This is a genomic window from Streptococcus australis (assembly GCF_901543175.1).
GTDB lineage: Bacteria > Bacillota > Bacilli > Lactobacillales > Streptococcaceae > Streptococcus > Streptococcus australis_A.
In genome coordinates this window covers 1246009-1271607 of record NZ_LR594040.1, presented here as the reverse complement: position 1 = coordinate 1271607, position 25599 = coordinate 1246009, and the positions used below count along the sequence as shown (strand labels likewise).

Sequence of the window (25599 nt, the reverse complement as noted above, 5' to 3'; positions counted from 1 at the left end):
AGGGGTTCTTTTAGTTTCTTTTGATTTTAGCAAGTACCAGATTGAGTGCATAGTGTAATGTTTTGTCTTTGGCGATAAAAAGCGTCAAGAGATAGTAGATTCCACAAGTAGTTATGGTAGAGAGAACCATGAGAATCATATTGAGGTTCACCGTATAGGAACTGATTTGGAAAATCATTTTGAAAATATAGAAGATTGGGATAAATCCAAGGGATATGAGACCATAGCGTGTTAAGGTCACAAAGATTTCTTTTAAATTAATTAGTTGGTGTTTCCTAATAAAATGAATTTCTAAGAGAACAACGATGGCTTCTGCAATAATGGTAGTAGCAATATAATATTCAGGGGCAAAAATATTATTGATATACAAGATACAGTTGAAGAGGAGATTTGCTCCACCACCAGCAAAGTAGAAAGCAGTCAAGCGGTTCTCGTGGTCATTGATAAAGATAATTTGCTTACCAAGAATTAATTCAATAGCCCAGATAATGGTTCGAAAGGCGAAGACGCTGGTCACGATACCTGCCTCAAGATACTTTTCAGAAGAGTAGATAACCGTTGCATACTTTCCCAAAATCATAATCCCAAAACTAGTTGGAATCATGAGAAAATAGAATAATGATGCCGCTTGATTTACAAGATAATTATAAGAATTGTAATCCTTTTTCCCGAGGTAGTAGCCGAGACGTGGAATGCTGACACTGATAGCTCCACTTAAGACACCTGCAATCAGCATAACGATGCTATAGGCAATTGTATAATAAGAAATGTAGTTTTCATCAGGTCCCTTGGTGATAAACATTCTATCAAGCAAGGTATAGAGCATATTGGCATTTGCCAAGAGAAGCATAGTAAAGAGTGGTTTAGAAGCCTTAGCTAACTCGATGAAACCAATTTTGACAAAGGAAACTTCTCTCTTGATCCAAAGAAAACTAAGGAGGTAGTTGAGGATAGTGGTCGCTGTCATTACGATAGCGTAGGGAACAATATCATCAGCAGTTTTGACAAAGGCAAAGATGGCGACCAGCATGGTAATCCGAATAATCAATGTCTTGTAAAGGATAAAGGCATAATTTTCATAGGCTTCGTTCATCCATTCGATATTGAGGAATTGGAAGAGAGCCTGGGCTCCTAGGATGTAGTAGAGGACTTTCAGGTTCTCAATGCTGGTGTCAAAGAAGATAAAGAGGAAGTAGATACCAGTCGTCAGGAGAGAGGTAAAAACTGAGATATAAAACAACTTAGAAAAGACATAGTTGATTTTATTCTTGTTGTCCTTAACCTTACTGATAGCACGAATCCCGTAGTTGTAAATACCAAAGGCAGCTAGTGGAATGACAAAGCTAGCCCAGGTGTTGGCAGTATTGAAGTAACCGTAGTTAGATTTGCTGAGAATCCGCGTCAGATAAGGGTTGGTTATCAGTGGAAAAACAATATTGAGAATATTGACCAGCAAGCTAGCCAAGGCATTTACTTTTATATTTTTCATTGAACTTTCTTTCTTAAATCTAAAATCATATCTAGTATTATATCACATTCTCGCTTCATTCTTTTGATAAAATCGTAAAAATCTAGTATAATAGATAGACTGAAAGTATGAGGTTGTTAGATATGAAGATGAAACAAATTAGTGATACAACACTGAAAATCACGATGACTTTAGATGATTTGATGGATCGGGGAATGGAAATCGCAGACTTTCTCGTTCCTCAGGAAAAAACAGAAGAGTTTTTCTATGCTATTTTAGATGAATTGGAGATGCCAGACAATTTCTTGGATAGTGGCATGCTGAGTTTCCGTGTGACGCCAAAACCAGATAAGGTCGATGTCTTTGTGACCAAGTCCAAGATTGACCAGAACCTAGATTTTGATGATTTGGCGGACCTACCTGACATGGAAGAATTGGCCCAAATGTCGCCAGATGAATTTCTCAAGACGCTTGAAAAGAGTATCGCAGAGAAAACCAAGGATGATATAGAGGCTATTCAATCACTAGAACAAGTCGAGGCTAAGGAAGAGGAGCAAGAACAGGCTGACAAGGAGACTGAGAACAAGAAAGAACCTTATATCTACTATATTCTGCGTTTCGCAAATCTTGCAGACCTAGTTGCTTTTGCAAAGACGGTTAACTACCAGATGGAAACATCTGAACTCTATAAGATGAATGACCACTATTATTTGACAATCTTAGTCGATGTGGAAAACCATCCTAGTCCATATCCAGCCTGGCTCTTGGCTCGTATGCGTGAATTTGCTGACGACAGTGATATCAGTCGTTCGGTTTTACAAGAGTATGGTCACATCTTGATTAATCACGACGCTGTGTTTGGGCTTCAAAAAATTAATTCATAGTTTTTAGAAATCAATTTTCATTTATCAAGAAAGACGAATCCCATGATTCGTTTTTTCTTTTCTATCTATAAATAGTGGTTTTCTTGGATAGGAATTTTTTCAAAATTCTGTTATAATGGCTATATCAGAAAATTTCTAGGAGACAAACATGACAGTTAAAATTGCTTTACTTGGATTTGGTACCGTTGCAAGTGGCGTACCTTTCCTCCTAAAGGAAAATGGAGAAAAAATCATCCAGTCAGCTCATTCTGAGATTGAAGTAGCCAAGGTATTGGTTAAGGATGAAGATGAGAAGAACCGCTTGCTTGCAGCAGGGAATGACTTTACCTTTGTAACCAATGTAGATGATATTTTGTCAGATCAAGACATTACTATCATAGTGGAATTGATGGGACGTATCGAACCTGCTAAGACCTTTATCACTCGTGCCTTGGAAGCTGGGAAGCACGTTGTTACTGCAAACAAGGACCTTTTGGCTGTCCATGGTGCAGAATTGTTAGAAATCGCTAAAGAGCACAATGTGGCACTCTACTACGAAGCGGCAGTTGCTGGTGGGATTCCAATTCTTCGTACCTTGGCAAATTCATTGGCTTCTGATAAAATCACACGCGTTCTTGGTGTCGTTAACGGAACCTCTAACTTTATGATGACTAAAATGGTCGAAGAAAGCTGGTCTTATGAAGATGCTCTGGCTGAAGCACAACGCCTTGGGTTCGCAGAAAGCGACCCTACAAATGACGTAGATGGGATTGATGCAGCCTACAAGATGGTGATTTTGAGCCAGTTTGCTTTTGGTATGAAGGTTGCCTTTGACGATGTTGCCCACAAGGGAATCCGCAACATCACACCAGAAGACGTAGCTGTAGCCCAAGACCTCGGCTATGTAGTGAAATTGGTTGGTTCTATCGAGGAAACTCCTTCAGGGATTGCTGCAGAAGTGACACCAACCTTCCTACCTAAAGCACACCCACTTGCCAGTGTGAATGGTGTAATGAATGCTGTTTTTGTAGAGTCTATTGGTATCGGTGAGTCTATGTATTATGGACCAGGTGCGGGTCAAAAACCAACTGCAACAAGTGTTGTAGCGGATATTGTTCGTATCGTTCGTCGCTTGAATGATGGTACCATCGGCAAAGACTTCAACGAATATAGCCGTGATTTGGTCTTGGCAAATCCAGAAGATGTCAAAGCAAACTACTACTTCTCAATCTTGACACCAGACTCAAAAGGTCAGGTCTTGAAATTAGCTGAAATCTTTAATGCTCAAGATATTTCCTTCAAGCAAATTCTCCAAGATGGAAAAGATGGGGACAAGGCGCGTGTCGTCATCATTACACATAAGATCAATAAAGCGCAGCTTGAGAAGGTTTCAGCTGAGTTGACCAAGGTATCAGATTTTGACCTCTTGAATACCTTCAAGGTGCTAGGAGACTAGGATGAAGATTATTGTACCTGCAACAAGTGCCAATATCGGGCCAGGATTTGACTCGGTCGGTGTAGCTGTAACCAAGTATCTTCAAATTGAGGTCTGTGAAGAACGAGATGAGTGGTTGATTGAACACCAGATTGGCAAATGGATTCCACATGACGAGCGTAATCTTTTGCTTAAAATTGCCTTGCAAATTGCGCCAGACTTACAACCGAGACGCTTGAAAATGACCAGTGATGTTCCCCTAGCGCGTGGTTTGGGTTCTTCTAGCTCGGTTATTGTTGCTGGGATAGAACTTGCTAACCAACTGGGCAAGCTCAACTTATCTGACCACGACAAATTGCAGCTGGCGACCAAGATTGAAGGGCATCCTGACAATGTGGCTCCGGCTATCTATGGAAATCTCGTTGTTGCGAGCTCTGTTGAAGGACACGTTTCAGCAATTGTGGCAGACTTCCCAGAGTGTGATTTTCTAGCTTATATTCCCAACTATGAATTACGCACTCGCGATAGCCGTGGTGTCCTTCCTAAGAAATTGTCCTACAAGGAAGCAGTTGCAGCTAGTTCTATCGCAAATGTTGCTGTTGCAGCCTTGTTGGCAGGAGACATGGTGACAGCTGGACAAGCAATCGAGGGAGACCTCTTCCACGAGCGCTACCGTCAGGATCTGGTGAGGGAATTTGCGACGATTAAGCAAGTGGCTAAAGAAAATGATGCCTATGCAACCTATCTCTCTGGAGCTGGTCCGACAGTTATGGTTCTGGCTTCTCATGACAAGATGCCCACGATTAAAGCTGAATTGCAAAAGCAGTCTTTCAAAGGCAAACTTCATGATTTGAAGGTTGATACCCAAGGTGTCCGTGTCGAAACAAAGTAAAGAATAGCAGATAGGATGGGGAAACTCTTGATTAGAGGACTTCCTATCCTTTTTTTGAAAAGTAGTCTAGTTAAAGAACTTGATAAAGGAGAAATAAAGATGGCAGAAATTTATCTAGCAGGTGGTTGTTTTTGGGGCCTAGAGGAATATTTTTCACGCATTTCTGGAGTGCTAGCAACCAGTGTTGGCTACGCTAATGGGCAAGTCGAAACGACCAATTATCAGCTGCTCAAGGAAACAGATCATGCAGAAACGGTTCAAGTGATTTACGATGAGAAGGCAGTGTCACTCAGAGAGATTTTACTCTATTATTTCCGAGTCATTGACCCTTTATCTATCAACCAGCAAGGGAATGACCGTGGTCGCCAATATCGTACTGGGATTTATTACCAAGATGAAGCAGATCTGCCAGCTATCTATACAGTGGTGCAGGAGCAGGAGCGCATGCTGGGTCGAAAGATTGCAGTAGAAGTGGAGAAACTTCGCCACTACATTCTGGCTGAAGACTATCACCAAGACTATCTCAAGAAGAATCCTTCGGGGTATTGTCATATCGATGTGACCGATGCTGAGAAGCCATTGATTGATGCCTCTCACTATGAAAAACCTAGTCAAGAAGTGTTAAGGAAAAGTTTGTCTGAAGAGTCTTACCATGTCACCCAAGAAGCTGCTACAGAGGCTCCATTTACCAATGCCTATGACCAAACCTTTGAAGAAGGGATTTATGTAGACATTACAACGGGTGAGCCTCTCTTTTTCGCCAAGGATAAGTTTGCCTCAGGATGTGGTTGGCCGAGCTTTAGCCGTCCGATTTCTAAGGAATTGATTCATTATTACAAGGACATGAGCCATGGAATGGATCGAATCGAAGTTCGTTCTCGGTCAGGTAATGCCCACTTGGGCCATGTTTTCACAGATGGACCGCAGGAGTTAGGTGGTCTCCGTTACTGTATCAATTCTGCCTCCTTGCGTTTTGTGGCCAAGGATGAGATGGAAGAGGCAGGATACGGCTATCTATTGCCTTACTTAAATAAATAAAACAGAGAGGGTGGGCGCTTCCCACTTTCTTCATTTCCAGAATAAGAATAGAAGGGATTTATGAAACACTTACTATCTTACTTCAAACCCTACATCAAAGAATCCATTTTAGCCCCTTTGTTCAAGTTACTAGAAGCTGTTTTTGAGCTCTTAGTTCCCATGGTGATAGCTGGGATTGTTGACCAATCTTTGCCTCAGGGAGATCAAGGACATCTCTGGATGCAGATTGGCCTGCTCCTTATCTTTGCAGTGATTGGCGTTTTCGTAGCCTTGATAGCCCAGTTTTACTCAGCTAAGGCAGCGGTTGGGTTTGCCAAAGAACTAACAGACGACCTCTATCGTCATATTCTTTCCTTGCCCAAGGACAGCAGAGATCGTTTGACAACTTCGAGCTTGGTCACTCGCTTGACTTCAGACACTTACCAGATACAGACTGGTATCAATCAATTCCTGCGCCTCTTTTTGCGAGCGCCTATTATCGTTTTTGGGGCTATCTTTATGGCTTATCGCATCTCGGCTGATCTGACTTTCTGGTTTTTAGTTATGGTTGTCATTTTGACGATTGTCATTGTCGGTCTCTCTCGTCTGGTCAATCCTCTCTACGGTAATCTTAGAACGAAAACGGATCAACTGGTTCAGGAAACTCGCCAGCAATTGCAAGGGATGCGGGTTATTCGTGCCTTTGGGCAAGAAAAACGAGAGTTACAGATTTTTCAAACCCTTAACCAAGTCTATTCCAGTTTGCAAGAAAAGACGGGTTTCTGGTCTAGTTTATTAACACCTCTAACCTATCTGATTGTGAATGGGACTCTCCTTGTTATCATCTGGCAGGGTTATATTTCAATTCAAGGAGGTTTACTCAGTCAAGGTGCTCTCATTGCCCTTATCAACTACCTCTTGCAGATCTTGGTGGAATTGGTCAAACTAGCTATGCTGATAAATTCCCTCAATCAGTCCTATATCTCAGCTAAGCGAATCGAGGAAGTCTTTGCAGAATCTCCCGAAGACATCTATTCAGAGTTAGAACAAAAGCAAGCTACCAGTAATCAGGTTTTACAAGTCCAAGAATTGACTTTTACCTATCCTGATGCGGGCCAACCCTCTCTGAGAGATATTTCCTTTAATATGAAGCAGGAGCAAATTCTTGGTATCATCGGGGGAACGGGTTCTGGTAAATCAAGCTTAGTGCAAGTCTTACTTGGACTTTATCCAGTAGATAAGGGAAGTATTGACCTTTATCGAGATGGATGTAGTCCTCTTAATTTGGAGCAGTGGCGGTCTTGGATTGCCTATGTGCCCCAAAAAGTAGAACTCTTTAAGGGAACTATTCGTTCCAACTTGACTTTAGGTTTGGATCAAGAAGTAACTGACCAAGAACTCTGGCAGGCCTTGGAAATTGCGCAAGCTAAGGATTTTGTCAGTGACAAGGAAGGACTCTTAGATGCCCTAGTTGAGACAGGAGGGCGGAATTTCTCAGGTGGACAAAAACAAAGACTGTCTATCGCTCGAGCAGTCTTGCGTCGAACTCCGTTTCTCATCCTAGATGATGCAACCTCGGCCCTTGACACCATTACCGAGTCCAAGCTCTTGAAAGCTATCCGCGAAAACTTACCGCATACGAGTTTAATCTTGATCTCTCAACGAACCTCGACTTTACAGATGGCTGACCAGATTCTCCTCTTGGAAAAAGGTGAGCTCCTAGCTATCGGCAAGCACGAGGACTTGATGAAGTCCAGTCAAGTCTATCGTGAAATCAATGCATCCCAACATGGAAAGGAGGACTAGCATGAGACGACAAACTGCAAACCAGACGCTCACACGTTTGGCTAAAGACCTTGCAAGACATCCTTTCCTCCTTTTCCTAGCCTTTCTAGGAACGATTGCCCAGGTTGGCTTATCAATCTACCTACCTATTCTAATTGGGCAGGTCATTGACCAGGTCCTAGTGACGGGCTCTTCACCAGTTTTTTGGCAGATTTTCATTCAGATGGTATTGGTGGTCATAGGAAATACCCTAGTACAATGGGTAAATCCTCTTCTTTATAATCGCCTAATTTTCTCTTATACCAGAGACTTGCGAGAGCGAATTATCCATAAGCTCCATCGTCTACCGATTGCCTTTGTGGATAGGCAGGGTAGTGGGGAGATGGTTAGTCGTGTAACCACGGACATCGAACAGTTGGCAGCTGGCTTGACCATGATTTTTAACCAATTTTTCATTGGTGTCTTGATGATTTTGGTTAGTATTTTAGCCATGCTCCAAATTCATCTCCTCATGACCCTCTTGGTCTTGCTGTTGACGCCCCTATCCATGGTGATTTCACGCTTTATTGCCAAACGCTCCTATCATCTCTTCCAGAAACAAACAGAGACTAGAGGAATTCAGACCCAGTTGATAGAAGAATCGCTTAGCCAGCAGACTATTATCCAGTCCTTTAATGCTCAAGAAGAGTTTATCCAAAGATTGCATGAGGCTAATGATAACTACTCAAGCTATTCTCAGTCAGCCATCTTTTATTCTTCAACGGTTAATCCTTCGACTCGCTTTGTCAATGCGCTCATTTATGCCCTTCTAGCTGGGGTAGGAGCTTATCGCATTATGATGGGATCCACCTTGACCATTGGCCGTTTGGTGACTTTTTTGAACTATGTTCAGCAGTATACCAAACCCTTTAACGATATTTCCTCAGTTCTAGCCGAATTGCAAAGCGCCTTGGCTTGTGCAGAACGTGTCTATGCTGTCTTAGAAAGTCCTGAGGTGGCTGAAACAGGCAAGGAAGTCTTGACTAGTGACCAAGTCAAGGGAGCTATTTCCTTTAAACAGGTCTCTTTTGGCTACCATCCTGAAAAGATTTTGATTAAGGATTTATCGATTGATATTCCAGCTGGTAGCAAGGTGGCCATCGTTGGTCCGACAGGTGCTGGCAAATCAACCCTCATCAATCTCCTCATGCGTTTTTATCCCATTAACTCGGGAGATATCTTGCTAGACGGAAGATCCATTTATGACTATACCCGAGCGTCATTGAGACAGCAGTTTGGCATGGTGCTTCAAGAAACTTGGCTCAAGCAAGGGACCATTCATGACAATATTGCCTTTGGCAATCCTAAAGCCAGTCGAGAGCAAGTCATTGCTGCTGCAAAAGCAGCCAATGCAGACTTTTTCATCCAACAGTTGCCACAAGGCTATGATACCAAGCTTGAAAATGCGGGTGAATCCCTCTCTGTCGGTCAATCCCAGCTCTTGACCATTGCCCGAGTCTTTCTGGCTATTCCCAAGATTCTCATCCTAGATGAGGCGACTTCCTCTATCGATACGCGGACAGAAGTGCTGGTCCAGGATGCCTTTGCTAAACTCATGAAGGGGCGAACAAGCTTTATCATTGCCCACCGCTTGTCTACCATTCAGGATGCGGATCTGATTCTAGTCTTGGTGGATGGTGACATCGTGGAGCATGGCAATCATCAGGATCTCATGGCTAGAAAAGGCAAGTATTACCAAATGCAAAAGGCTGCGGTTTTTAGCTCTGAATAAGCTATTCCTATCCATTTTAAAGTCTTAATGACACTAAAAGTTGCCTTCGGGTGACTTTTTTGTTACAATAGCTAGAAAAATTATTCACTGTAAATTGTCTTATAGAAAAGGAGCCTAGAATGAAAGTCTTTCAGCATGTAAATATCGTGACTTGTGACCAAGATTTCCATGTCCATCTGGATGGTATCTTGGCTGTTAAGGATTCTAAAATCGTCTCTGTCGGTCAAGAGAAGCAAGAGATTTTAGAGCAAGCTGAGCAGATTATAGACTATCAGGGGGCCTGGATTATGCCTGGTTTGGTCAATTGCCATACCCATTCAGCTATGACAGGCTTACGCGGAATCCGAGATGATAGCAATCTCCATGAATGGCTCAATGACTATATCTGGCCTGCAGAAGCAGGATTTACGCCCGACATAACTACCAAGGCGGTCAAGCAGGCTCTGACAGAGATGCTTCAGTCAGGAACAACAACCTTCAACGATATGTATAATCCCAATGGTGTGGATATCAAGCAAATTTATCAGGCAGTGAAAGCTTCCAAGATGCGTTGTTATTTCTCACCGACCCTCTTTTCTTCCGAGGCGGAGACTACTGATGAGACCATAAGTAGAACACGTGCCATCATCGAGGAAATCTTAGAATATAAAAATCCAAATTTCAAGGTTATGGTAGCACCACATTCTCCCTACAGCTGTAGTAAAGATTTGCTGCAAGCGAGTTTGGATTTGGCAAAAGAGCTAAACATTCCTCTCCATATCCATGTTGCGGAGACCAAGGAGGAGTCAGGAATTATCCTGAAACGATACGGCAAACGCCCCCTTGCCTTTCTTGAAGAACTGGGTTACTTAGACCATCCCTCTGTCTTTGCTCACGGGGTAGAATTAAACGAGCGAGAAATTGAACTCTTGGCGACTTCTCAAGTGGCTATCGCTCACAATCCTATCAGCAATCTCAAACTAGCTTCGGGAATTGCTCCAATCATCCAACTCCAAAAAGCAGGAGTGGCAGTTGGTATTGCTACTGATTCAGTTGCTTCCAACAACAACCTTGATATGTTTGAGGAAGGACGAACAGCAGCTCTCTTACAGAAAATGAAGAGTGGAGATGCCAGCCAGTTTTCAATCGAAACGGCCCTCAAGGCATTGACGATAGAAGGAGCTAAGGTCCTCGGTGTGCAAGAACAGATAGGAAGTCTGGAAGTTGGCAAGCAAGCAGATTTTCTGGTCATCCAACCACAAGGGAAAATCCATCTCCAACCTCAGGAAAATATGCTATCTCACCTCGTTTATGCAGTCAAATCCAGTGATGTTGATGATGTCTATATTGCTGGAGAACAGGTTGTCAAGCAAGGACAAGTTTTGACAGTAGAGATTTAAAAATAGATTAAATAAAGCGTTTTCCAGATATTCTTTTAGAAAATCGGTTGCTAAAAGACCTAAAAATTGATAGAATAAGGATTGTCTAAAAAATTTTAAGGAGAATCTATCAAATGGATTTTACATGGGCTATTAAATATGCCACTGAATTCTTGGGAACTGCTATTTTGATCATTCTTGGTAATGGTGCAGTTGCTAACGTTGAACTTAAAGGTACGAAAGGTCACCAAAGTGGCTGGCTCGTTATCGCTGTTGGTTATGGTATGGGGGTTATGATTCCGGCCTTGATGTTTGGTAATGTATCTGGTAACCACATCAACCCAGCATTCACTCTTGGTCTTGCAGTTAGTGGACTTTTCCCTTGGGCTCAAGTAGTGCCATACATTATCGCACAAGTTTTGGGAGCAATCTTTGGACAAGCTTTGGTTGTTGCAACTCATCGTCCTTACTACTTGAAAACAGAAAATCCAAATAATATCTTGGGAACTTTCTCAACTATTTCAAATGTTGACCAAGGAACAAAAGAATCACACTTTGCAGCATCTGTTAACGGTTTTATCAACGAGTTTGTTGGTTCATTCGTTCTCTTCTTTGCAGCACTAGGTATGACAAAGAACTACTTTGGTGCTGAGGTTCTTCAATACATGAAACAAATGGCTACTCAGGCTGGTCAAACAGTTGATTTAACTGAAATGGCAGTGAAAGCTCAAGTAGCACCTCACACAGCTGCTGGACTTTCAGTCGCTCACTTGGCCCTTGGTTTCCTAGTGATGGCCTTGGTAACATCTCTTGGTGGTCCTACAGGACCTGGTTTGAACCCTGCTCGTGACTTTGGACCACGTCTCCTTCACGCTGTTCTTCCAAAATCAGTTCTTGGTCAACACAAGGGTGATTCAAAATGGTGGTATGCATGGGTACCAGTTGTAGCTCCAATCGCAGCGGGTATTGCAGCAGTAGCACTATTCAAACTACTTTACCTATAAGAAACGAAACTGGGTTTCCCCAGTTTTTTTACTGGAAATTTTTTCAAAAAATTCTAGAATTTAAGTAGAATAGCTTGTAAAAAATCTTAAAATCCTTTAAAATAAAAGAGTTGGAGGAAACCATGAATGCAAATCAAATGATACAAATTATTCCGACTTTGAAGGTCAATAACCGAAAATTAAATGAAAAATTTTACATTGAAACTCTTGGGATGAAGCCCTTATTAGAAGAATCTGCTTTCCTTTCACTTGGTGACCAAACAGGTACGGAAAGATTGATTTTAGAAGAATCTCCGAGCATGCGAACTCGGAGAGTTGAAGGGCTTAAGAAACTAGCTAGACTCATAGTAAAAGTTGAGAACCCTTCTGAAATTGAGGGTCTTCTTTCACAGATGAAGTCTCTTCCTCATCTATTTAAAGGAAGCCGTGGTTATGCCTTTGAGATTGTTTCTCCTGAACAGGATGTGATCCTTGTTCATGCGGAAAATCATATTAAAGATTTGGTTCCGCTGGAAACTGTTCCTGAATTTTATTCAAATAAAAGCATAAAGTATTTGAGTCAATTTGAGATTTCTATGGAGTTACGTTTGCCTGAAGGAACAGAGAGTTTACTTGATTCAGAATTGGCAACTGATGCCATCACATTTACTCAAGGGCAAGGTCCAGATTTGGCTGTTGAAAACAATGTTACCTGGGACTTGTCTATGCTGAAATTTTTGGTAAAGGATCTTGAGTTGACTAGTCTTCGTCGGAAATTTGAAAAGACAGGCTACTTTGTTCCTAAGTCCGGAAAATTCTTTCTTGGTAAAGATACCAATAACATCGAATTGTGGTTTGAAGAAGCATGAAGTGGACAAAAATTCTAAGAAAAATAGAAGATCAAATCGAGGCAGGGGTCTATCCCGGGGCCTCTTTTGCGTATTATAAGGATGGTGAATGGAAAGAGTCTTATCTGGGATTGAGTGATCCAGAACGGGGCATGAAGACAGAGGCCGATTTGGTTTATGATCTGGCTAGTGTGAGTAAGGTTGTGGGAGTGGGGACGGTCTACACCTTCTTGTGGCAGCAAGGCAAATTAGATATTGACCGACCGGTGACGGACTTTTTAGCTGCATGTGATTACCCAGATATCACTATTCGTCAACTCTTGACCCACGCGACAGACCTGGACCCCTTTATTCTCAATAGGGACCAGTTAGGCTCTGAGGAATTAAGAGAGGCCATGTTTCATCTGAATAGACGTAGTCAGCCTGCTTTTCTATACTCGGATGTTCATTTTTTACTCTTGGGTTTCCTTTTGGAAAAAATCTTTGAACAAGACTTGGATCAGATTATAGAAGAACAAGTTTTGAACCCATGGGGGATGAAGGAAACCATGTTTGGTCCCGTTGAGTTTGCTGTACCAACAGTGAGGGGAGTAGAGGCAGGCAGTATTCACGATCCCAAAGCTCGTCTTTTGAGCAAACATGCTGGAAGTGCGGGTTTATTTTCAACTGTTAAGGATTTGCAAATCTTTCTGGAACATTACTTGAAAGATGATTTTGCTGAAAACTTAAGTCGAAATTACTCTCCCTTAGAGGATAAAGAGCGTTCGCTAGCTTGGAATCTGGAGGGAGACTGGCTAGATCATACAGGCTATACAGGTACCTTCATCATGTGGAATCGTAAGAAACAGGAAGCCGCCATCTTTTTATCCAATCGAACGTATGAGAAGGATGAACGTGCTCAGTGGATAGTCGATCGAAACCAAGTCATGGAAATGATTCGTAGGGAAAGGTAGGGGGAAGAATGTCAAAAACCGTAAAAGGAACTCTCTTTACAGTAGTTGCAGGCATTGCTTGGGGCTTGTCTGGAACCAGTGGCCAATACCTGATGGCACACGGGATTTCCGCTCTAGTCTTGACCAATCTGCGGCTCATTATTGCTGGATTTGCCCTAATATTTTTAACTTATGCGACCGCAAAGGATAAATTCCTTGCTTTTTTAAAAGACAGGAAAAGCCTTTTTTCTCTCTTGTTATTTGCCTTGTTTGGACTTTTCTTAAACCAGTTTGCCTATCTTTCTGCCATTCAGGAAACCAATGCTGGAACGGCGACGGTTCTCCAGTATGTATGTCCTGTTGGCATCTTGATTTATACTTGTATCAAGGACAAGGTAGCGCCGACTCTGGCTGAGATTATTTCAATTGGTTTAGCAATTGGAGGAACTTTTCTTATTGCTACGCATGGGGAACTTGACCAGTTGTCGGTCACACCTGCTGGTCTCTTTTGGGGTCTCTTTTCTGCCTTGACCTATGCCCTCTATATTATCCTCCCGATCGCTTTGATTAAGAAGTGGGGAAGTATGTTGGTGATTGGTGTGGGCATGGTTATTTCTGGTGTCGGGGCTATTCCCTTCACAGGAGTTTTGCAGGCCAGTATACCGACTAGCTTGGATTTTCTCTTTGCACTTGCTGGGATTATCATCATCGGAACGGTCTTTGCCTATATAGCTTTCCTAAAAGGAGCTAGTTTGATAGGACCTGTTAAGTCCAGTTTATTGGCTTCCATAGAACCCATATCAGCCGTTTTCTTTGCCTTTCTGATTATGAAGGAGCAATTCTATGCGATTGATTTTATCGGTATGGCCATGATTTTACTAGCGGTAAGCATTATTTCTTTGAAAGATTTGTTGATAGAAAACAAACGGAAGGTTGAATGAGAAACTAGCTACTCGTAAAAAGTGGTTGGTTTGAATATCCTATCGAAATATTGATTACGGATAAGGAATACGAAGGGGATATTATAAAATTTTAAGTTTCTTTTCTTACAATAAACCAATCTTTAACTGCTAGAAGGAGAAAATATGAAAATTTTACAAATCATTCATCCATCTCAGCCTCTGCGCTACTTGAGATGGTTTGATATTCTGATTATTACAGTTCTAATGTTTGGTCAGTTTATCATTCGCTCAACGAAGCTCTTTTTAGCAAGTATGTTTCCGACAGGTCTGTCAACTACAATGGATACAGCAAGTAATACTGTCAGCGAGGGAGTAGGCTATTTGAGCAACTTCACCCTGCAAGTGATACTTCTGATCTTGACCTTTCTTTACCTTTTGATTCGGAATTATGATTTCAAACAACTTCCCATTCGTTGGACCTGGTCCCTTCTCTTTTGGGTTCCTTTTATATTTGCCATTGTGGGATTGTTTGGAGACTTGGTGACGACACTAACTGGTGAATACAATTACTTAAATCCAGCTCTTTTTGCCCACATAGATCTCATGGAAATTATACGGAAATTCCTAGCGCTTAGTCCGATGACAATTGCCTATGCCTTGCTGAATGGCTTCTATGAAGAGTTTTTCTTTCTAGGATTGTTGACATCAGTGAGAGAAAAGCATAAGTGGCGGTTTTTGCTTTATTCTACCATCATTCGGATTTCTTTTCATACTTATCAAGGAGTGGTGTGGGCACTGGTTATTGGTGTCGTTTATGGCCTATTCTATTATTTCTTATACAAGTATAAGCTCAAAAATCTCTTGCCATTTTTCCTCATGCATGCTCTGGCAGATATGTTTGGTTCTAGCCTCATGTATCTCTTGATTGCGTGGGGAGCATAAGAATCAGAAAAATCCACTCAATTGAGTGGATTTTGTGTATATAGATGACTAGTCTTTATTTTCGTATGGTAAGATCAGGTTTAAGATGATACCTGTCATAGCTGATAAGGCAGTACCTGAAAGGGTTACTGGACCGAGTTTAAGGATTGCTCCACCAAGTCCAAGTACCAGCATTGCACTTGCAATGATTAGGTTACGCATTTGACCGAAGTCTACACGTTCTTTGATTAAGACTTTCAAACCATTGCTGGCGATAACTCCGTAGAGAAGGATAGACATCCCACCAAGTACAGCGTTTGGGATTGTAGAAATCAAGGCTGTGAATTTACCAAGGAAGCTAAGGGCAATCGCGATAAAGGCAGCGTTACGGATAACTGAGACAGAAGCGATACGAGTCATACCGATAACCCCTGTATTTTCTCCGTAAGTTGTATTGGCTGGTCCACCAAGGAAGGCAGAAACAGAAGTTGCGATACCATCACCAAGAAGAGTACGGTGAAGACCTGGTTCTTTCAAGAATTGACGGCCACAGATTTGACCCAAAACAGTATGGTCTCCGATATGTTCAGAAATTGTTACGATAGCGATTGGCAAGATAGCGATTGTTTCAGGTCCAAAGTATAGGTCATATTGCTTGAAGGCTCCACCTGTGCTAAATGGCAAGTAGAAACCAGGAATTTCAAACCAGTTAGCTTTTAGAACTGGTGTAAAGTCAACCAAACCAAGAGTTAGTGCGAAGATGTAACCACCGATGATGGCAAAGAGGAAAGGAATAATACGAAGGAAACCTTTTCCTTTTGTATTGATAAAGGCAGCGATCAAGAAAGTTACAACAGCTACAAGAGCATTTTTCCAATTTCCATCTGCTACAAGTCCAGCATTCGTTACAGCTGAATTTGCCAGACCAAGACCGATAACGATAATCATAGGTCCGATGATGATTGGTGGCAAGAGTTTATCAATCCATTTTGTACCCGCAAAACGAACACTTGCAGCCACAAGGACATATATAAAACCTGTAAGGATAACCCCTGTTTGTGCAGCTGATACATCCCCTCCTAGTTCCTTCATAGCTAGGGACATAGCTGTGATAAAGGCGAATGATGATCCTAGATAAACTGGAACTCTAAAACCAGTTGCGATCATGTAGATGAGTGTTCCAACACCTGAAGCAAAAAGTGCAACAGATACAGGCATTCCCAAAATCAAGGGTACCAAGATGGTCGCACCAAACATGGCGAAAACGTGTTGGAAACTAAGGAGAATTCCTTTTCCAGCTGAAGGACGTTGGTCAACGTCTAGTAACAAATCAACAGTTGATTCTTGTTTCATATAAACCTCACTTTTGGGCATCAAAAAAGAGCCCATTATTTTACAGCAACAGGCTATCAGAGTAAGACTTCTTTAAAAAGAGGATAATCTCATTCTCAAAGAATTTCATATATTTCTGTGTCTTCGTCACCTCACGGGATGACATTAAAAACCTTTGCTTAGGATAGTATAGCAGAAAAAAATGATTTTGTAAATCATTTTTTCCCGAGCCCAGAAATGTGAGAGGGAGGTTGATTTTGTAAATCATTTTTTCCCGAGCCCAGAAATGTAAGAGCGAGGCGAACTTTGTAAATCATTTTTTTACTAAAAAATTTAAAGTGGGCGTTTATTGGGCATGCCAGCCTTACGTGGATATTTGTTTGGGGTTTCTTTTTTCTTTTCTACCACAGTGATGTAACGTGGATCTCCATTTGGTAGGGCGTAACTGATATTATCCTCAACCTTGCTAAAGAGCAGATTGAGGGCATTCTTGGCTTCAGATAATTCCTCAGGGGCGTTGCTGGCCTTGAGAGCCAGTAGTTTTCCACCAACTTTAAGGTAGGGAATGGTCAGTTCAGACAAGACCTGCATACGGGCAACAGCACGGGCCGTCACTATATCAAACTGAGCACGGAAGTTCTTATCTTGGGCAAAGTCTTCAGCGCGTCCATGGTAGAAGTGAACTCCGTCCAAATCGAGTTCTTGAACCAAAAGCTGGAGGAAGTTGATGCGTTTGTTGAGCGAATCAATGATGGTCACATCTAACTGAGGATAGAGGATTTTCATAGGAAGACTAGGAAATCCTGCCCCAGCCCCGATATCAAGAAGTTTGATAGTTTCACTTGAAATCAAACCTTGTAGGATGGGTGCAATCGAATCATAAAAGTGCTTAAGGTAGACTTCTTCTTTGTCTGTAATAGCGGTCAGGTTAATCTTTTCATTCCATTCCACCAAGAGTTCAAAATACCGTTCAAATTGGTTCTTTTGCTGGTCTGAAAGTGGAAGGTTTTGCTCCGCTAGCAAGTCGTAAAATGTTTCTGGTTTCATAGTTATTTCCTTCTCTAGTATCATCTTATTTTACCATATTCATTAAAAATTTGATATACTGGTATTAATCTAAAAGCAGAAAGGAATAAGATTATGACTTGGATTATTCTTGGAGTTTTGGCTCTGATTGTTATTTTTGTGATTGTTAGCTATAACGGTTTGGTTAAAAATCGTATGCAGACCAAGGAGGCTTGGAGCCAGATAGATGTTCAGTTGAAGCGTCGTAATGATCTCCTCCCAAACTTGATTGAAACAGTCAAAGGCTATGCCAAATATGAAGGTTCTACCTTGGAAAAAGTGACAGAACTTCGTAGACAAGTAGCCGCAGCAACCTCACCAGCTGAGGCGATGAAGGCCAGTGATGCCCTTACCCGCCAGATTTCTGGTATCTTTGCAGTAGCAGAGAATTACCCAGACTTGAAAGCTAGCGCTAACTTTATCAAATTACAAGAAGAGTTGACCAATACAGAAAATAAAATTTCCTACTCACGCCAACTCTACAACAGTGTTGTCAGCAACTACAATGTAAAACTAGAGAGCTTCCCAAGCAATGTCATCGCAGGACTCTTTGGCTTTAAAGCTGCAGACTTCCTTCAAACACCTGAAGAGGAAAAGGCAGTTCCGAAAGTCGATTTTAGCGGTTTAGGTGACTAAGATGTTGTTTGATCAAATTGCAAGTAATAAGCGAAGAACCTGGATTTTGTTGCTGATTTTCTTCCTACTCTTGGCCTTGATTGGTTATGCGGTTGGCTATCTCTTTATGCGTTCAGGTCTTGGTGGCATCATCATAGCCCTAATCATCGGTTTTGTCTATGCATTAACCATGATCTTTCAATCGACAGAGATTGTCATGTCTATGAATGGGGCGCGTGAGGTTGATGAGCAAACAGCACCAGACCTCTACCATGTAGTGGAAGATATGGCCATGGTCGCTCAGATTCCCATGCCACGAGTTTTCATCATTGAGGATTCATCTTTAAATGCCTTTGCAACAGGTTCGAATCCGCAGAATGCAGCAGTAGCAGCCACTTCGGGTCTTCTAGCTATCATGAATCGCGAGGAACTGGAAGCTGTTATGGGGCATGAGGTCAGTCATATCCGAAACTACGATATCCGCATTTCGACCATTGCTGTTGCCCTTGCTAGTGCTATTACACTGCTATCTAGTATGGCAGGACGGATGATGTGGTGGGGTGGCGCTGGTCGCAGACGGAGTGACGACGATCGTGATGGAAATGGTTTAGAGATTATCATGCTTGTTATCTCTCTCTTAGCCATTGTTCTGGCACCTCTCGCTGCAACCTTGGTGCAACTAGCTATTTCCCGTCAGAGGGAATTTTTGGCGGATGCATCTAGTGTGGAGCTGACCCGCAATCCTCAAGGGATGATCAATGCGCTGCGCAAGTTGGACAATAGCGAGCCGATGCATCACCATGTTGACGATGCCAGCAGCGCTCTTTATATCAATGACCCTAAGAAAGGTGGGGGACTACAAAAACTCTTTTATACCCACCCACCTATCTCAGAACGGATCGAACGCTTGAAACACATGTAAAAAAATCCAGAGGTCGTCTCTGGATTTTTGCTATGTTCAAAATTTATAAATCTTGTAAAGCAACAACTTCCAAACCATGATCTGTCAAACGATAGATACTTGTACAGACCTCTTTTAAGAAGCGTCTGTCATGCGAAACAGTGATCAGACCACCAGGATAAGAGGCAAAGAGTTTTCTGATTTCGGGTTGAGAAGTGGGAGAAAAATTACGTGTAGGCTCATCCAGAAGGAGAAAGTTTGGTTTGCGCAACACTAAATCCAAAAGTAGGAGTTTACCTTGTTGCCCACCAGATAAGGAACGGATTTGGTGCTGCATCTCTGGGTAACTGAAATTGAGACTGGCTAAGTGGGATTGGATTTTCTGTAGTTCCTCTTTTTGTCCAGTTTGGCTGAGGTAGGCTACTGGAGATAGATCTAATTGCAGTTTTTTATGGTAATCTTGTGGCATAAAACCAAGCGAAATTTCTCTTTTGATGCTGAGCAGTTGTTGCAACTTGGCTAGCAGAGTCGATTTCCCAATACCATTAGGCCCGATGATACCGATTTTATCTTGGCCACGGATAGTTAGTTGTAGTTTTTTAGCCAAAACTCGGTCGCCAATGGACAAATTTTCCTTTTCCAGTCGGATTAAGACTTTAGAAGCTGGTAATGGTTGTATATCTGAGAAGAAAAGTTGGATTTGTTCTTCTTCAAGCGGCTTTTGGGTCATGGACTGAGCTGCCTTTTCGTAGCGCTTTTCTTGAGAGAGAACATTTTTCATCTTCTTAGCCAGTAGGCGCCCAGCAACATCATTTTTAGTGTTACGTAAGGCAGTTTCTACATTTTGCTTGACTCGGCGATGTTTTTCCATGGTTTTGTCATAGGCTCTCTGGTCGTTAGCAGCTTGCTGTCTTTGCCTTGCAAAATTAGCCTTTCTCTGCTCACTATAGCGATCATAGTCTAAACGCTCGACTAGCGTTTCGGCTTCTTTCCGGTGCTTGACCAGTCGCAAGTGGACAATAGTATCTGCCGTATGAGAAAGAAAGTCTTCATCATGGGAAATGAAAATAACAGTTTGCCTAATTTTTTGAATCTGCCTTTTTAGCCAATTAACCGTTTCAAGGTCTAGGTCATTTGAAGGTTCATCTAAAAATAGAATCTCAAAGGGTTTTGCTAACTCGTGGATGAGCTGAATTTTCAAAGCTTCGCCCCCTGATAGACTGCCAATCTCTTGGTCGCTAGCAAAACGGTCGCTATCAAAGTGCAACTCCTCCGCCAAACGATAAAGAATACTGTAGTCTAAATCAGCAGAATCTAAAAAGAAGTAGTCATGTAGAGTCCTATTTTTCAGGATTTCAGGGATTTTTTGAGGAATGTATGCCAGTGATTGAAGGTCAGACTGGATGTCGCCCTTGATAGTAAAATCAGGTAATGCTTCCCCCATTAAAGCTCGTAGTAAAGTCGATTTACCATTTCCTTCTTCTCCGATAATAGCAACCTTTTCCCCGTCTTGGATTGTCATGGTTAGGTCAGATACAAGGTCTCGTAAATCTTTGTTTTGCGTGATAGTTAGATGATTAATTTTTATCATATTGTTGCTCTTTCTAGAATGTCCATAGTGCATAACAAAAAGCTCTACTTTATCTAGTAGAGCCCAAAGTCACTGTTAAAAATGCCATTATCCAAGTCAAAAATCCCATCAAACTAGGTCAGTCTATCCCTATCCAACCCAAGAGGAGTAGATGGCTAGCTTTCTAGTTTTTTGGTTTTTTGGTTTTCAAAGAGGATAAAGTACCAGAAAGTCCAGTACAAAAGAGCATGCAAAAAGAGACAAAAACAAGATCTACTAAATAAAGTTCTTTATTTGATAGACTTAGTTGTTCATGTCTCCCTTACCTCCGAGTATTAGTACCTCTATCCTATACCTTTATGGAAATTTTGTCAACAGTAAATCTGAAATTTTAAACTCTAAAATCCAAAAACAGGTCCATAGAGAGTCAGTACGTGTTTGACATGCTCATAATGGAACTTATCATAGTTTCGCCAAGAAGTTCGTGCTGGATCGTTTAGTTTTAGGCTACCGAGGCCTATCAGAAGACTGGTACGTTGGTAAAATTTCTCAAGGTCAATTAAGATACTGTTGTCAAGCCTTTCCGCTTTTTTAAGTTCCTTGAGAGTGCTGTTTAGCAGTTCTTGTAGACGGAAATCATCGACTGTACCTTGTTTGCAACTTTGGTAGCTTTTATTTAACTCGGAAAGGAGTTGGTAAGCTTGGTTGATTAGTTCTTTGTCTTCCATATGAGCATCCTCCTTGCTCTGATCTATTCTTGCCTATAGTATAGCACTAAACAGAAAATATGTCATAGTAAGTATGTTAAAAATGAGATTTTAATATCAAGGTTTGGAAGGCTGTCTTGTAGCCTTTTCATGGTATAATCAAGAGAGTAAATCTTTATGGAGGAAATATGAAGTTAACTATTCAAGAAATTCGTAAGCAGCCTGAAGGCTTGCATTTTGAACAAGCTTTAGACCTGGCATCAGACTTACGTACCCGTAATCAAGAAATTATAGATGTCAAAGATATCCTTGCGGTTGGGAAAGTACAGTACGAAGACCGTATGTATTTCTTAGATTATCAACTATCTTACACCATTGTTCTTGCTTCCAGCCGCAGTATGGAGCCAGTTGAGTTGGCAGAGTCTTATCCAGTGACAGAGGTTTTCATGGAAGGCGCAACCAACCAACTAGATCAGGAAGTTTTAGACGATGACTTGGTCCTACCTATCGAAAATGGGGAAATCGACCTTGCTGAGAGCGTAGCAGATAATATTTTGCTCAATATTCCAATCAAAGTCTTGACGGCTGAAGAAGAAGCTGGTCAAGGTTTTGTGTCTGGAAATGACTGGCAAATCATGACAGAGGAAGAATACCAAGCTCAACAAGCAGTCAAGAAAGAAGAAAACAGTCCATTTGCTGGCTTGCAAGGACTATTTGACGGAGACGAATAATGGTCTTGTCTAAAAAACGAGCACGAAAGGTGCTTGAAGAAATCATAGCTCTCTTCCCAGATGCCAAACCCAGCCTCGATTTTACCAATCATTTTGAACTCTTGGTTGCGGTGATGTTGTCAGCACAGACGACAGATGCCGCAGTCAACAAGGCCACACCAGGCCTCTTTGCTGCTTTTCCAACGCCTCAAGCCATGTCTGTCGCGACTGAAAGTGAAATTGCTTCACATATTTCACGTCTAGGTCTTTATCGTAATAAAGCCAAATTCCTTAAAAAATGTGCCCAGCAACTCTTGGAAGATTTTGATGGTCAAGTACCTCAAACTCGGGAGGAATTGGAAAGCCTAGCTGGTGTTGGTCGCAAGACCGCCAACGTCGTCATGAGTGTGGGATTTGGCATTCCAGCCTTTGCGGTGGATACTCATGTTGAGCGTATCTGCAAGCATCATGATATTGTCAAAAAATCGGCAACGCCCCTCGAAGTAGAAAAACGTGTCATGGACATTCTGCCACCAGAGAAATGGTTGGCAGCCCATCAAGCTATGATCTACTTTGGACGAGCTATCTGCCATCCAAAAAATCCAGAATGCGATCACTATCCACAATTATATGATTTTAGTTCGTTATAAGATGAAAATTTTATGTTTTTTTCTTGCATTGATCCTTTCTTTGTGATATAGTAATAACAATAAAATATTCCTTTAAACCTGTCCCGTGAGGCAGGCAAGGAGCTGGATCAAGTAGATAGGTGGAGTCTATACTGTTTATGGTAGGGCTCGCTTGGCTATACATTCTGAAGTCTCCTTGTTAAGGAGACTTTTCTTTTTGGAGGTTTGTCATGAAGACAAAAGAAGTTGTAGACGAATTGACCGTCAAACGCGCGATTACTCGGATTACATACGAGATTATTGAGCGAAACAAAGATTTGAACAAAATCGTTTTGGCTGGTATTAAAACGCGAGGTGTCTTTATCGCTCGCCGTATCCAAGAACGTTTGGAGCAGTTAGAGGCTCTCTCCGTTCCTGTAGTGGAGTTAGACACTAAGCCTTTCCGTGACGATGTAAAAAGTGGTGAAGATACTTCTTTAATCTCTGTTGATGTGACTGATCGGGAAGTCATCTTGGTGGACGATGTGCTCTATACAGGTCGTACCATTCGTGCAGCTATTGACAACATCGTCAGCCATGGTCGCCCTGCTCGTGTGAGTTTAGCAGTCTTGGTTGACCGTGGCCATAGAGAATTGCCAATCCGCCCAGACTATGTTGGGAAAAACATCCCAACCAGTCGTTCTGAAGAAATTATCGTAGAGATGACAGAACTAGATGGACAAGACAGAGTACTAATCACAGAACAAGCCTAAAACACTAAAAGGAGTAAAAAAATGTCAGAAAATAAACAAGCTTTGCAACACGTAGTTTCTATGGAAGACCTTACTGTAGAACAAGTAATGAAATTGATCAAACGCGGAATCGAATTTAAAAATGGAGCAACTGCTTCCTACGCGGAACAGCATATCGTTTCCAACCTTTTCTTTGAAAGTTCAACTCGTACCCACAAATCCTTTGAGGTAGCAGAACTGAAACTTGGACTTGATCTACTAGATTTCGATGTGAAGACCAGCTCAGTGAACAAGGGTGAAACACTCTACGACACCATTCTAACTTTGTCTGCACTAGGAGTGGATGCCTGTGTCATTCGTCACCCAGAAGTGGATTACTATAGAGAATTGATTGCTAGCCCGACTATTACAACCTCCATTATCAATGGTGGGGACGGTTCAGGGCAACACCCTAGCCAGAGCTTGCTTGATTTGATGACAATTTATGAAGAATTTGGACATTTTGAAGGTCTTAAGGTGGCTATTGCTGGCGACCTAAACCACTCACGGGTAGCTAAGTCTAATATGCAAATCCTTAAACGCTTGGGAGCGGAGCTTTACTTTGCAGGTCCTGAGGAATGGAGAAGTGAGGAGTTTGAACATTACGGTCGCTTTGTATCAATTGATGAGGTGATTGATCAAGTAGATGTTATGATGTTTCTTCGTGTGCAGCATGAACGTCATGAAATTGTGACAGGATTTTCAAAAGAAGACTATCATATCCAGCATGGTTTGACACAAGAACGCTATGACCGCTTGAAAGAAAAAGCAATCCTCATGCACCCAGCTCCAGTCAATCGTGATGTTGAAATCGCAGACCACCTGGTTGAAGCACCAAAATCACGTATCGTCCAACAAATGACCAACGGTGTCTTTGTCAGAATGGCAATTTTAGAATCTGTGCTGGCCTATAGAAAAGCAAAATAAGGCACAAAGCGTTAAAAGATGTCTGAGAGCATCAATGAGAGGTGAGTAGATGAAAAAACGACTTCTAGTATTAGAAGATGGTACAGTATTTGAAGGCAAGGCCTTCGGAGCAGATATTGATGTAACAGGGGAAATCGTCTTTAACACAGGGATGACTGGTTACCAAGAATCCATTACAGACCAGTCTTACAATGGACAAATCTTAACCTTTACCTACCCATTGGTGGGAAATTATGGAATTAATCGTGACGACTACGAATCCATCAGTCCTACCTGTAAGGGAGTAGTAGTTTTTGAAGAAGCGCGTAGAGCCAGCAACTGGCGCAATCAAATGACCTTGGACGAATTCTTGAAAGCCAAGAAAATTCCGGGCATTTCTGGGATTGATACGCGTGCCCTGACCAAAATCATCCGTAAGCATGGTACTATGCGTGCAACCCTTACGCATGTTGGTGATACCATGGACCATATCACAGACCAGCTCCAAGCGACAGTTCTACCGACAGATAATATCAAGCAAGTCTCTACAAAGACGGCTTATCCTGCTCCTGGAGTTGGATTGAGTGTCGTACTGGTAGACTTTGGTCTTAAACACTCCATCTTACGCGAACTTTCTAAGCGTAACTGTAACGTGACTGTGGTTCCTTATTCGACAACTGCTGAAGAAATTCTTCACCTCAATCCTGACGGAGTCATGTTGTCAAACGGTCCAGGAAATCCAGAAGATGTTCCTCAGGCTCTGGATATGATTCGAGGCGTGCAAGGGAAAATTCCAATCTTTGGTATCTGTATGGGGCATCAACTTTTTGCTATGGCAAATGGAGCCAAGACCTACAAGATGAAATTTGGTCACCGTGGATTTAATCACGCGGTTCGTGAAATTGCAACAGGACGAGTAGACTTTACTAGCCAGAACCATGGTTATGCGGTCAGCCGTGAGGACTTGCCAGAGCACTTGATCATTACCCACGAAGAAATTAACGACAAGTCAGTTGAAGGTGTGCGTCACAGATACCAACCAGGTTTCTCTGTGCAATTCCACCCAGATGCAGCTCCAGGACCGCACGATGCAAGCTATCTCTTTGATGAATTTATTGAAATGATGGGGTCGTTTAAATCTGCTAATCGCTGATATAGGAAACTCTGTCAGAGGCTTGTCGGATAGAAAGGCAAGTCCTTTCTTTTAGTTGAGCAAAGA

General features: G+C 42.0%; 24 protein-coding genes. 19 read left to right on the top strand and 5 right to left on the bottom strand.

The window, feature by feature from the left end; translation table 11 throughout:
* Positions 1-10: 10 nt before the first annotated feature.
* The gene (locus FGK98_RS06395; protein ID WP_138100522.1) at positions 11-1489 is read right to left on the bottom strand and encodes an oligosaccharide flippase family protein; all 1479 of its coding nucleotides are present in this window, start codon (positions 1487-1489) and stop codon (positions 11-13) included.
* Positions 1490-1611: 122 nt separating this feature from the next.
* On the opposite strand from FGK98_RS06395, the gene mecA reads away from it, so the two are divergent.
* The 12 genes from mecA (at position 1612) to FGK98_RS06335 (ending at position 15196) form a co-directional block, all read left to right on the top strand.
* A complete protein-coding gene (mecA, locus tag FGK98_RS06390; RefSeq protein WP_138100521.1) occupies positions 1612-2352 on the top strand; it encodes an adaptor protein MecA in 741 nt (246 codons plus the stop codon).
* Positions 2353-2500: 148 nt separating this feature from the next.
* A complete protein-coding gene (locus FGK98_RS06385; RefSeq protein ID WP_138100520.1) occupies positions 2501-3787 on the top strand; it encodes a homoserine dehydrogenase in 1287 nt (428 codons plus the stop codon).
* 1 nt (position 3788) lies between these two features.
* Positions 3789-4658 carry a homoserine kinase gene (thrB, locus tag FGK98_RS06380; RefSeq protein WP_138100519.1) on the top strand — a complete coding sequence of 290 codons (870 nt, stop codon included), beginning with the start codon at positions 3789-3791 and terminating at the stop codon, positions 4656-4658.
* A 99-nt stretch (positions 4659-4757) separates the two neighbouring features.
* Entirely contained in the window at positions 4758-5696 is a 939-nt protein-coding gene (gene msrB / locus FGK98_RS06375) for a peptide-methionine (R)-S-oxide reductase MsrB (RefSeq protein WP_000818183.1), read from the top strand.
* 60 nt (positions 5697-5756) lie between these two features.
* The gene (locus FGK98_RS06370; RefSeq protein WP_138100518.1) at positions 5757-7481 is read left to right on the top strand and encodes an ABC transporter ATP-binding protein; all 1725 of its coding nucleotides are present in this window, start codon (positions 5757-5759) and stop codon (positions 7479-7481) included.
* 1 nt (position 7482) lies between these two features.
* Positions 7483-9231, top strand: a complete 1749-nt coding sequence (locus FGK98_RS06365; RefSeq protein WP_138100517.1) for an ABC transporter ATP-binding protein — start codon at positions 7483-7485, stop codon at positions 9229-9231.
* Positions 9232-9350: 119 nt separating this feature from the next.
* A complete protein-coding gene (locus FGK98_RS06360) occupies positions 9351-10610 on the top strand; it encodes a TRZ/ATZ family protein (protein ID WP_138100516.1) in 1260 nt (419 codons plus the stop codon).
* A 113-nt stretch (positions 10611-10723) separates the two neighbouring features.
* A complete protein-coding gene (gene gla / locus FGK98_RS06355) occupies positions 10724-11593 on the top strand; it encodes an aquaglyceroporin Gla (RefSeq protein ID WP_138100515.1) in 870 nt (289 codons plus the stop codon).
* A 122-nt stretch (positions 11594-11715) separates the two neighbouring features.
* Positions 11716-12441, top strand: a complete 726-nt coding sequence (locus tag FGK98_RS06350; RefSeq protein ID WP_138100514.1) for a CppA N-terminal domain-containing protein — start codon at positions 11716-11718, stop codon at positions 12439-12441.
* Positions 12438-13373 carry a serine hydrolase domain-containing protein gene (locus FGK98_RS06345; RefSeq protein WP_138100513.1) on the top strand — a complete coding sequence of 312 codons (936 nt, stop codon included), beginning with the start codon at positions 12438-12440 and terminating at the stop codon, positions 13371-13373. The genes FGK98_RS06350 and FGK98_RS06345 overlap by 4 nt, the downstream gene beginning before the upstream one ends.
* A gap of 8 nt (positions 13374-13381) precedes the next feature.
* Positions 13382-14293 carry a DMT family transporter gene (locus FGK98_RS06340; RefSeq protein ID WP_138100512.1) on the top strand — a complete coding sequence of 304 codons (912 nt, stop codon included), beginning with the start codon at positions 13382-13384 and terminating at the stop codon, positions 14291-14293.
* A 144-nt stretch (positions 14294-14437) separates the two neighbouring features.
* A complete protein-coding gene (locus FGK98_RS06335; RefSeq protein ID WP_138100511.1) occupies positions 14438-15196 on the top strand; it encodes a CPBP family intramembrane glutamic endopeptidase in 759 nt (252 codons plus the stop codon).
* 48 nt (positions 15197-15244) lie between these two features.
* Here FGK98_RS06335 and FGK98_RS06330 read toward each other — a convergent pair whose 3' ends face one another.
* Positions 15245-16528, bottom strand: coding sequence for a uracil-xanthine permease family protein (locus FGK98_RS06330; RefSeq protein WP_171011123.1), 1284 nt, complete (start codon positions 16526-16528; stop codon positions 15245-15247).
* A 312-nt stretch (positions 16529-16840) separates the two neighbouring features.
* Positions 16841-17554, bottom strand: coding sequence for a 16S rRNA (guanine(527)-N(7))-methyltransferase RsmG (rsmG, locus tag FGK98_RS06325; protein WP_138100509.1), 714 nt, complete (start codon positions 17552-17554; stop codon positions 16841-16843).
* A gap of 93 nt (positions 17555-17647) precedes the next feature.
* Between rsmG and FGK98_RS06320 the strand changes: the two genes are divergently transcribed.
* Both FGK98_RS06320 and htpX read left to right on the top strand, forming a co-directional pair.
* Positions 17648-18208, top strand: coding sequence for a LemA family protein (locus FGK98_RS06320; protein ID WP_000219840.1), 561 nt, complete (start codon positions 17648-17650; stop codon positions 18206-18208).
* A 1-nt stretch (position 18209) separates the two neighbouring features.
* Positions 18210-19109 carry a zinc metalloprotease HtpX gene (htpX, locus tag FGK98_RS06315; RefSeq protein WP_138100508.1) on the top strand — a complete coding sequence of 300 codons (900 nt, stop codon included), beginning with the start codon at positions 18210-18212 and terminating at the stop codon, positions 19107-19109.
* Positions 19110-19152: 43 nt separating this feature from the next.
* Here htpX and FGK98_RS06310 read toward each other — a convergent pair whose 3' ends face one another.
* Positions 19153-20712 carry an ATP-binding cassette domain-containing protein gene (locus FGK98_RS06310; RefSeq protein WP_138100507.1) on the bottom strand — a complete coding sequence of 520 codons (1560 nt, stop codon included), beginning with the start codon at positions 20710-20712 and terminating at the stop codon, positions 19153-19155.
* 344 nt (positions 20713-21056) lie between these two features.
* On the bottom strand, positions 21057-21386 hold the full coding sequence (locus FGK98_RS06305; RefSeq protein ID WP_138100506.1) for a helicase BlpT: 330 nt from the start codon (positions 21384-21386) through the stop codon (positions 21057-21059).
* A 167-nt stretch (positions 21387-21553) separates the two neighbouring features.
* Between FGK98_RS06305 and FGK98_RS06300 the strand changes: the two genes are divergently transcribed.
* The 5 genes from FGK98_RS06300 (at position 21554) to FGK98_RS06280 (ending at position 25533) form a co-directional block, all read left to right on the top strand.
* Entirely contained in the window at positions 21554-22096 is a 543-nt protein-coding gene (locus FGK98_RS06300) for a YceD family protein (RefSeq protein WP_138100505.1), read from the top strand.
* Entirely contained in the window at positions 22096-22725 is a 630-nt protein-coding gene (nth, locus tag FGK98_RS06295; RefSeq protein WP_038806245.1) for an endonuclease III, read from the top strand. The genes FGK98_RS06300 and nth overlap by 1 nt, the downstream gene beginning before the upstream one ends.
* Positions 22726-22934: 209 nt before the next feature.
* Positions 22935-23456, top strand: coding sequence for a bifunctional pyr operon transcriptional regulator/uracil phosphoribosyltransferase PyrR (gene pyrR, locus FGK98_RS06290; RefSeq protein WP_038806244.1), 522 nt, complete (start codon positions 22935-22937; stop codon positions 23454-23456).
* Positions 23457-23477: 21 nt separating this feature from the next.
* Positions 23478-24401 carry an aspartate carbamoyltransferase catalytic subunit gene (locus FGK98_RS06285; protein WP_138100504.1) on the top strand — a complete coding sequence of 308 codons (924 nt, stop codon included), beginning with the start codon at positions 23478-23480 and terminating at the stop codon, positions 24399-24401.
* 49 nt (positions 24402-24450) lie between these two features.
* Positions 24451-25533, top strand: a complete 1083-nt coding sequence (locus FGK98_RS06280) for a carbamoyl phosphate synthase small subunit (RefSeq protein WP_138100503.1) — start codon at positions 24451-24453, stop codon at positions 25531-25533.
* Positions 25534-25599: the final 66 nt, after the last annotated feature.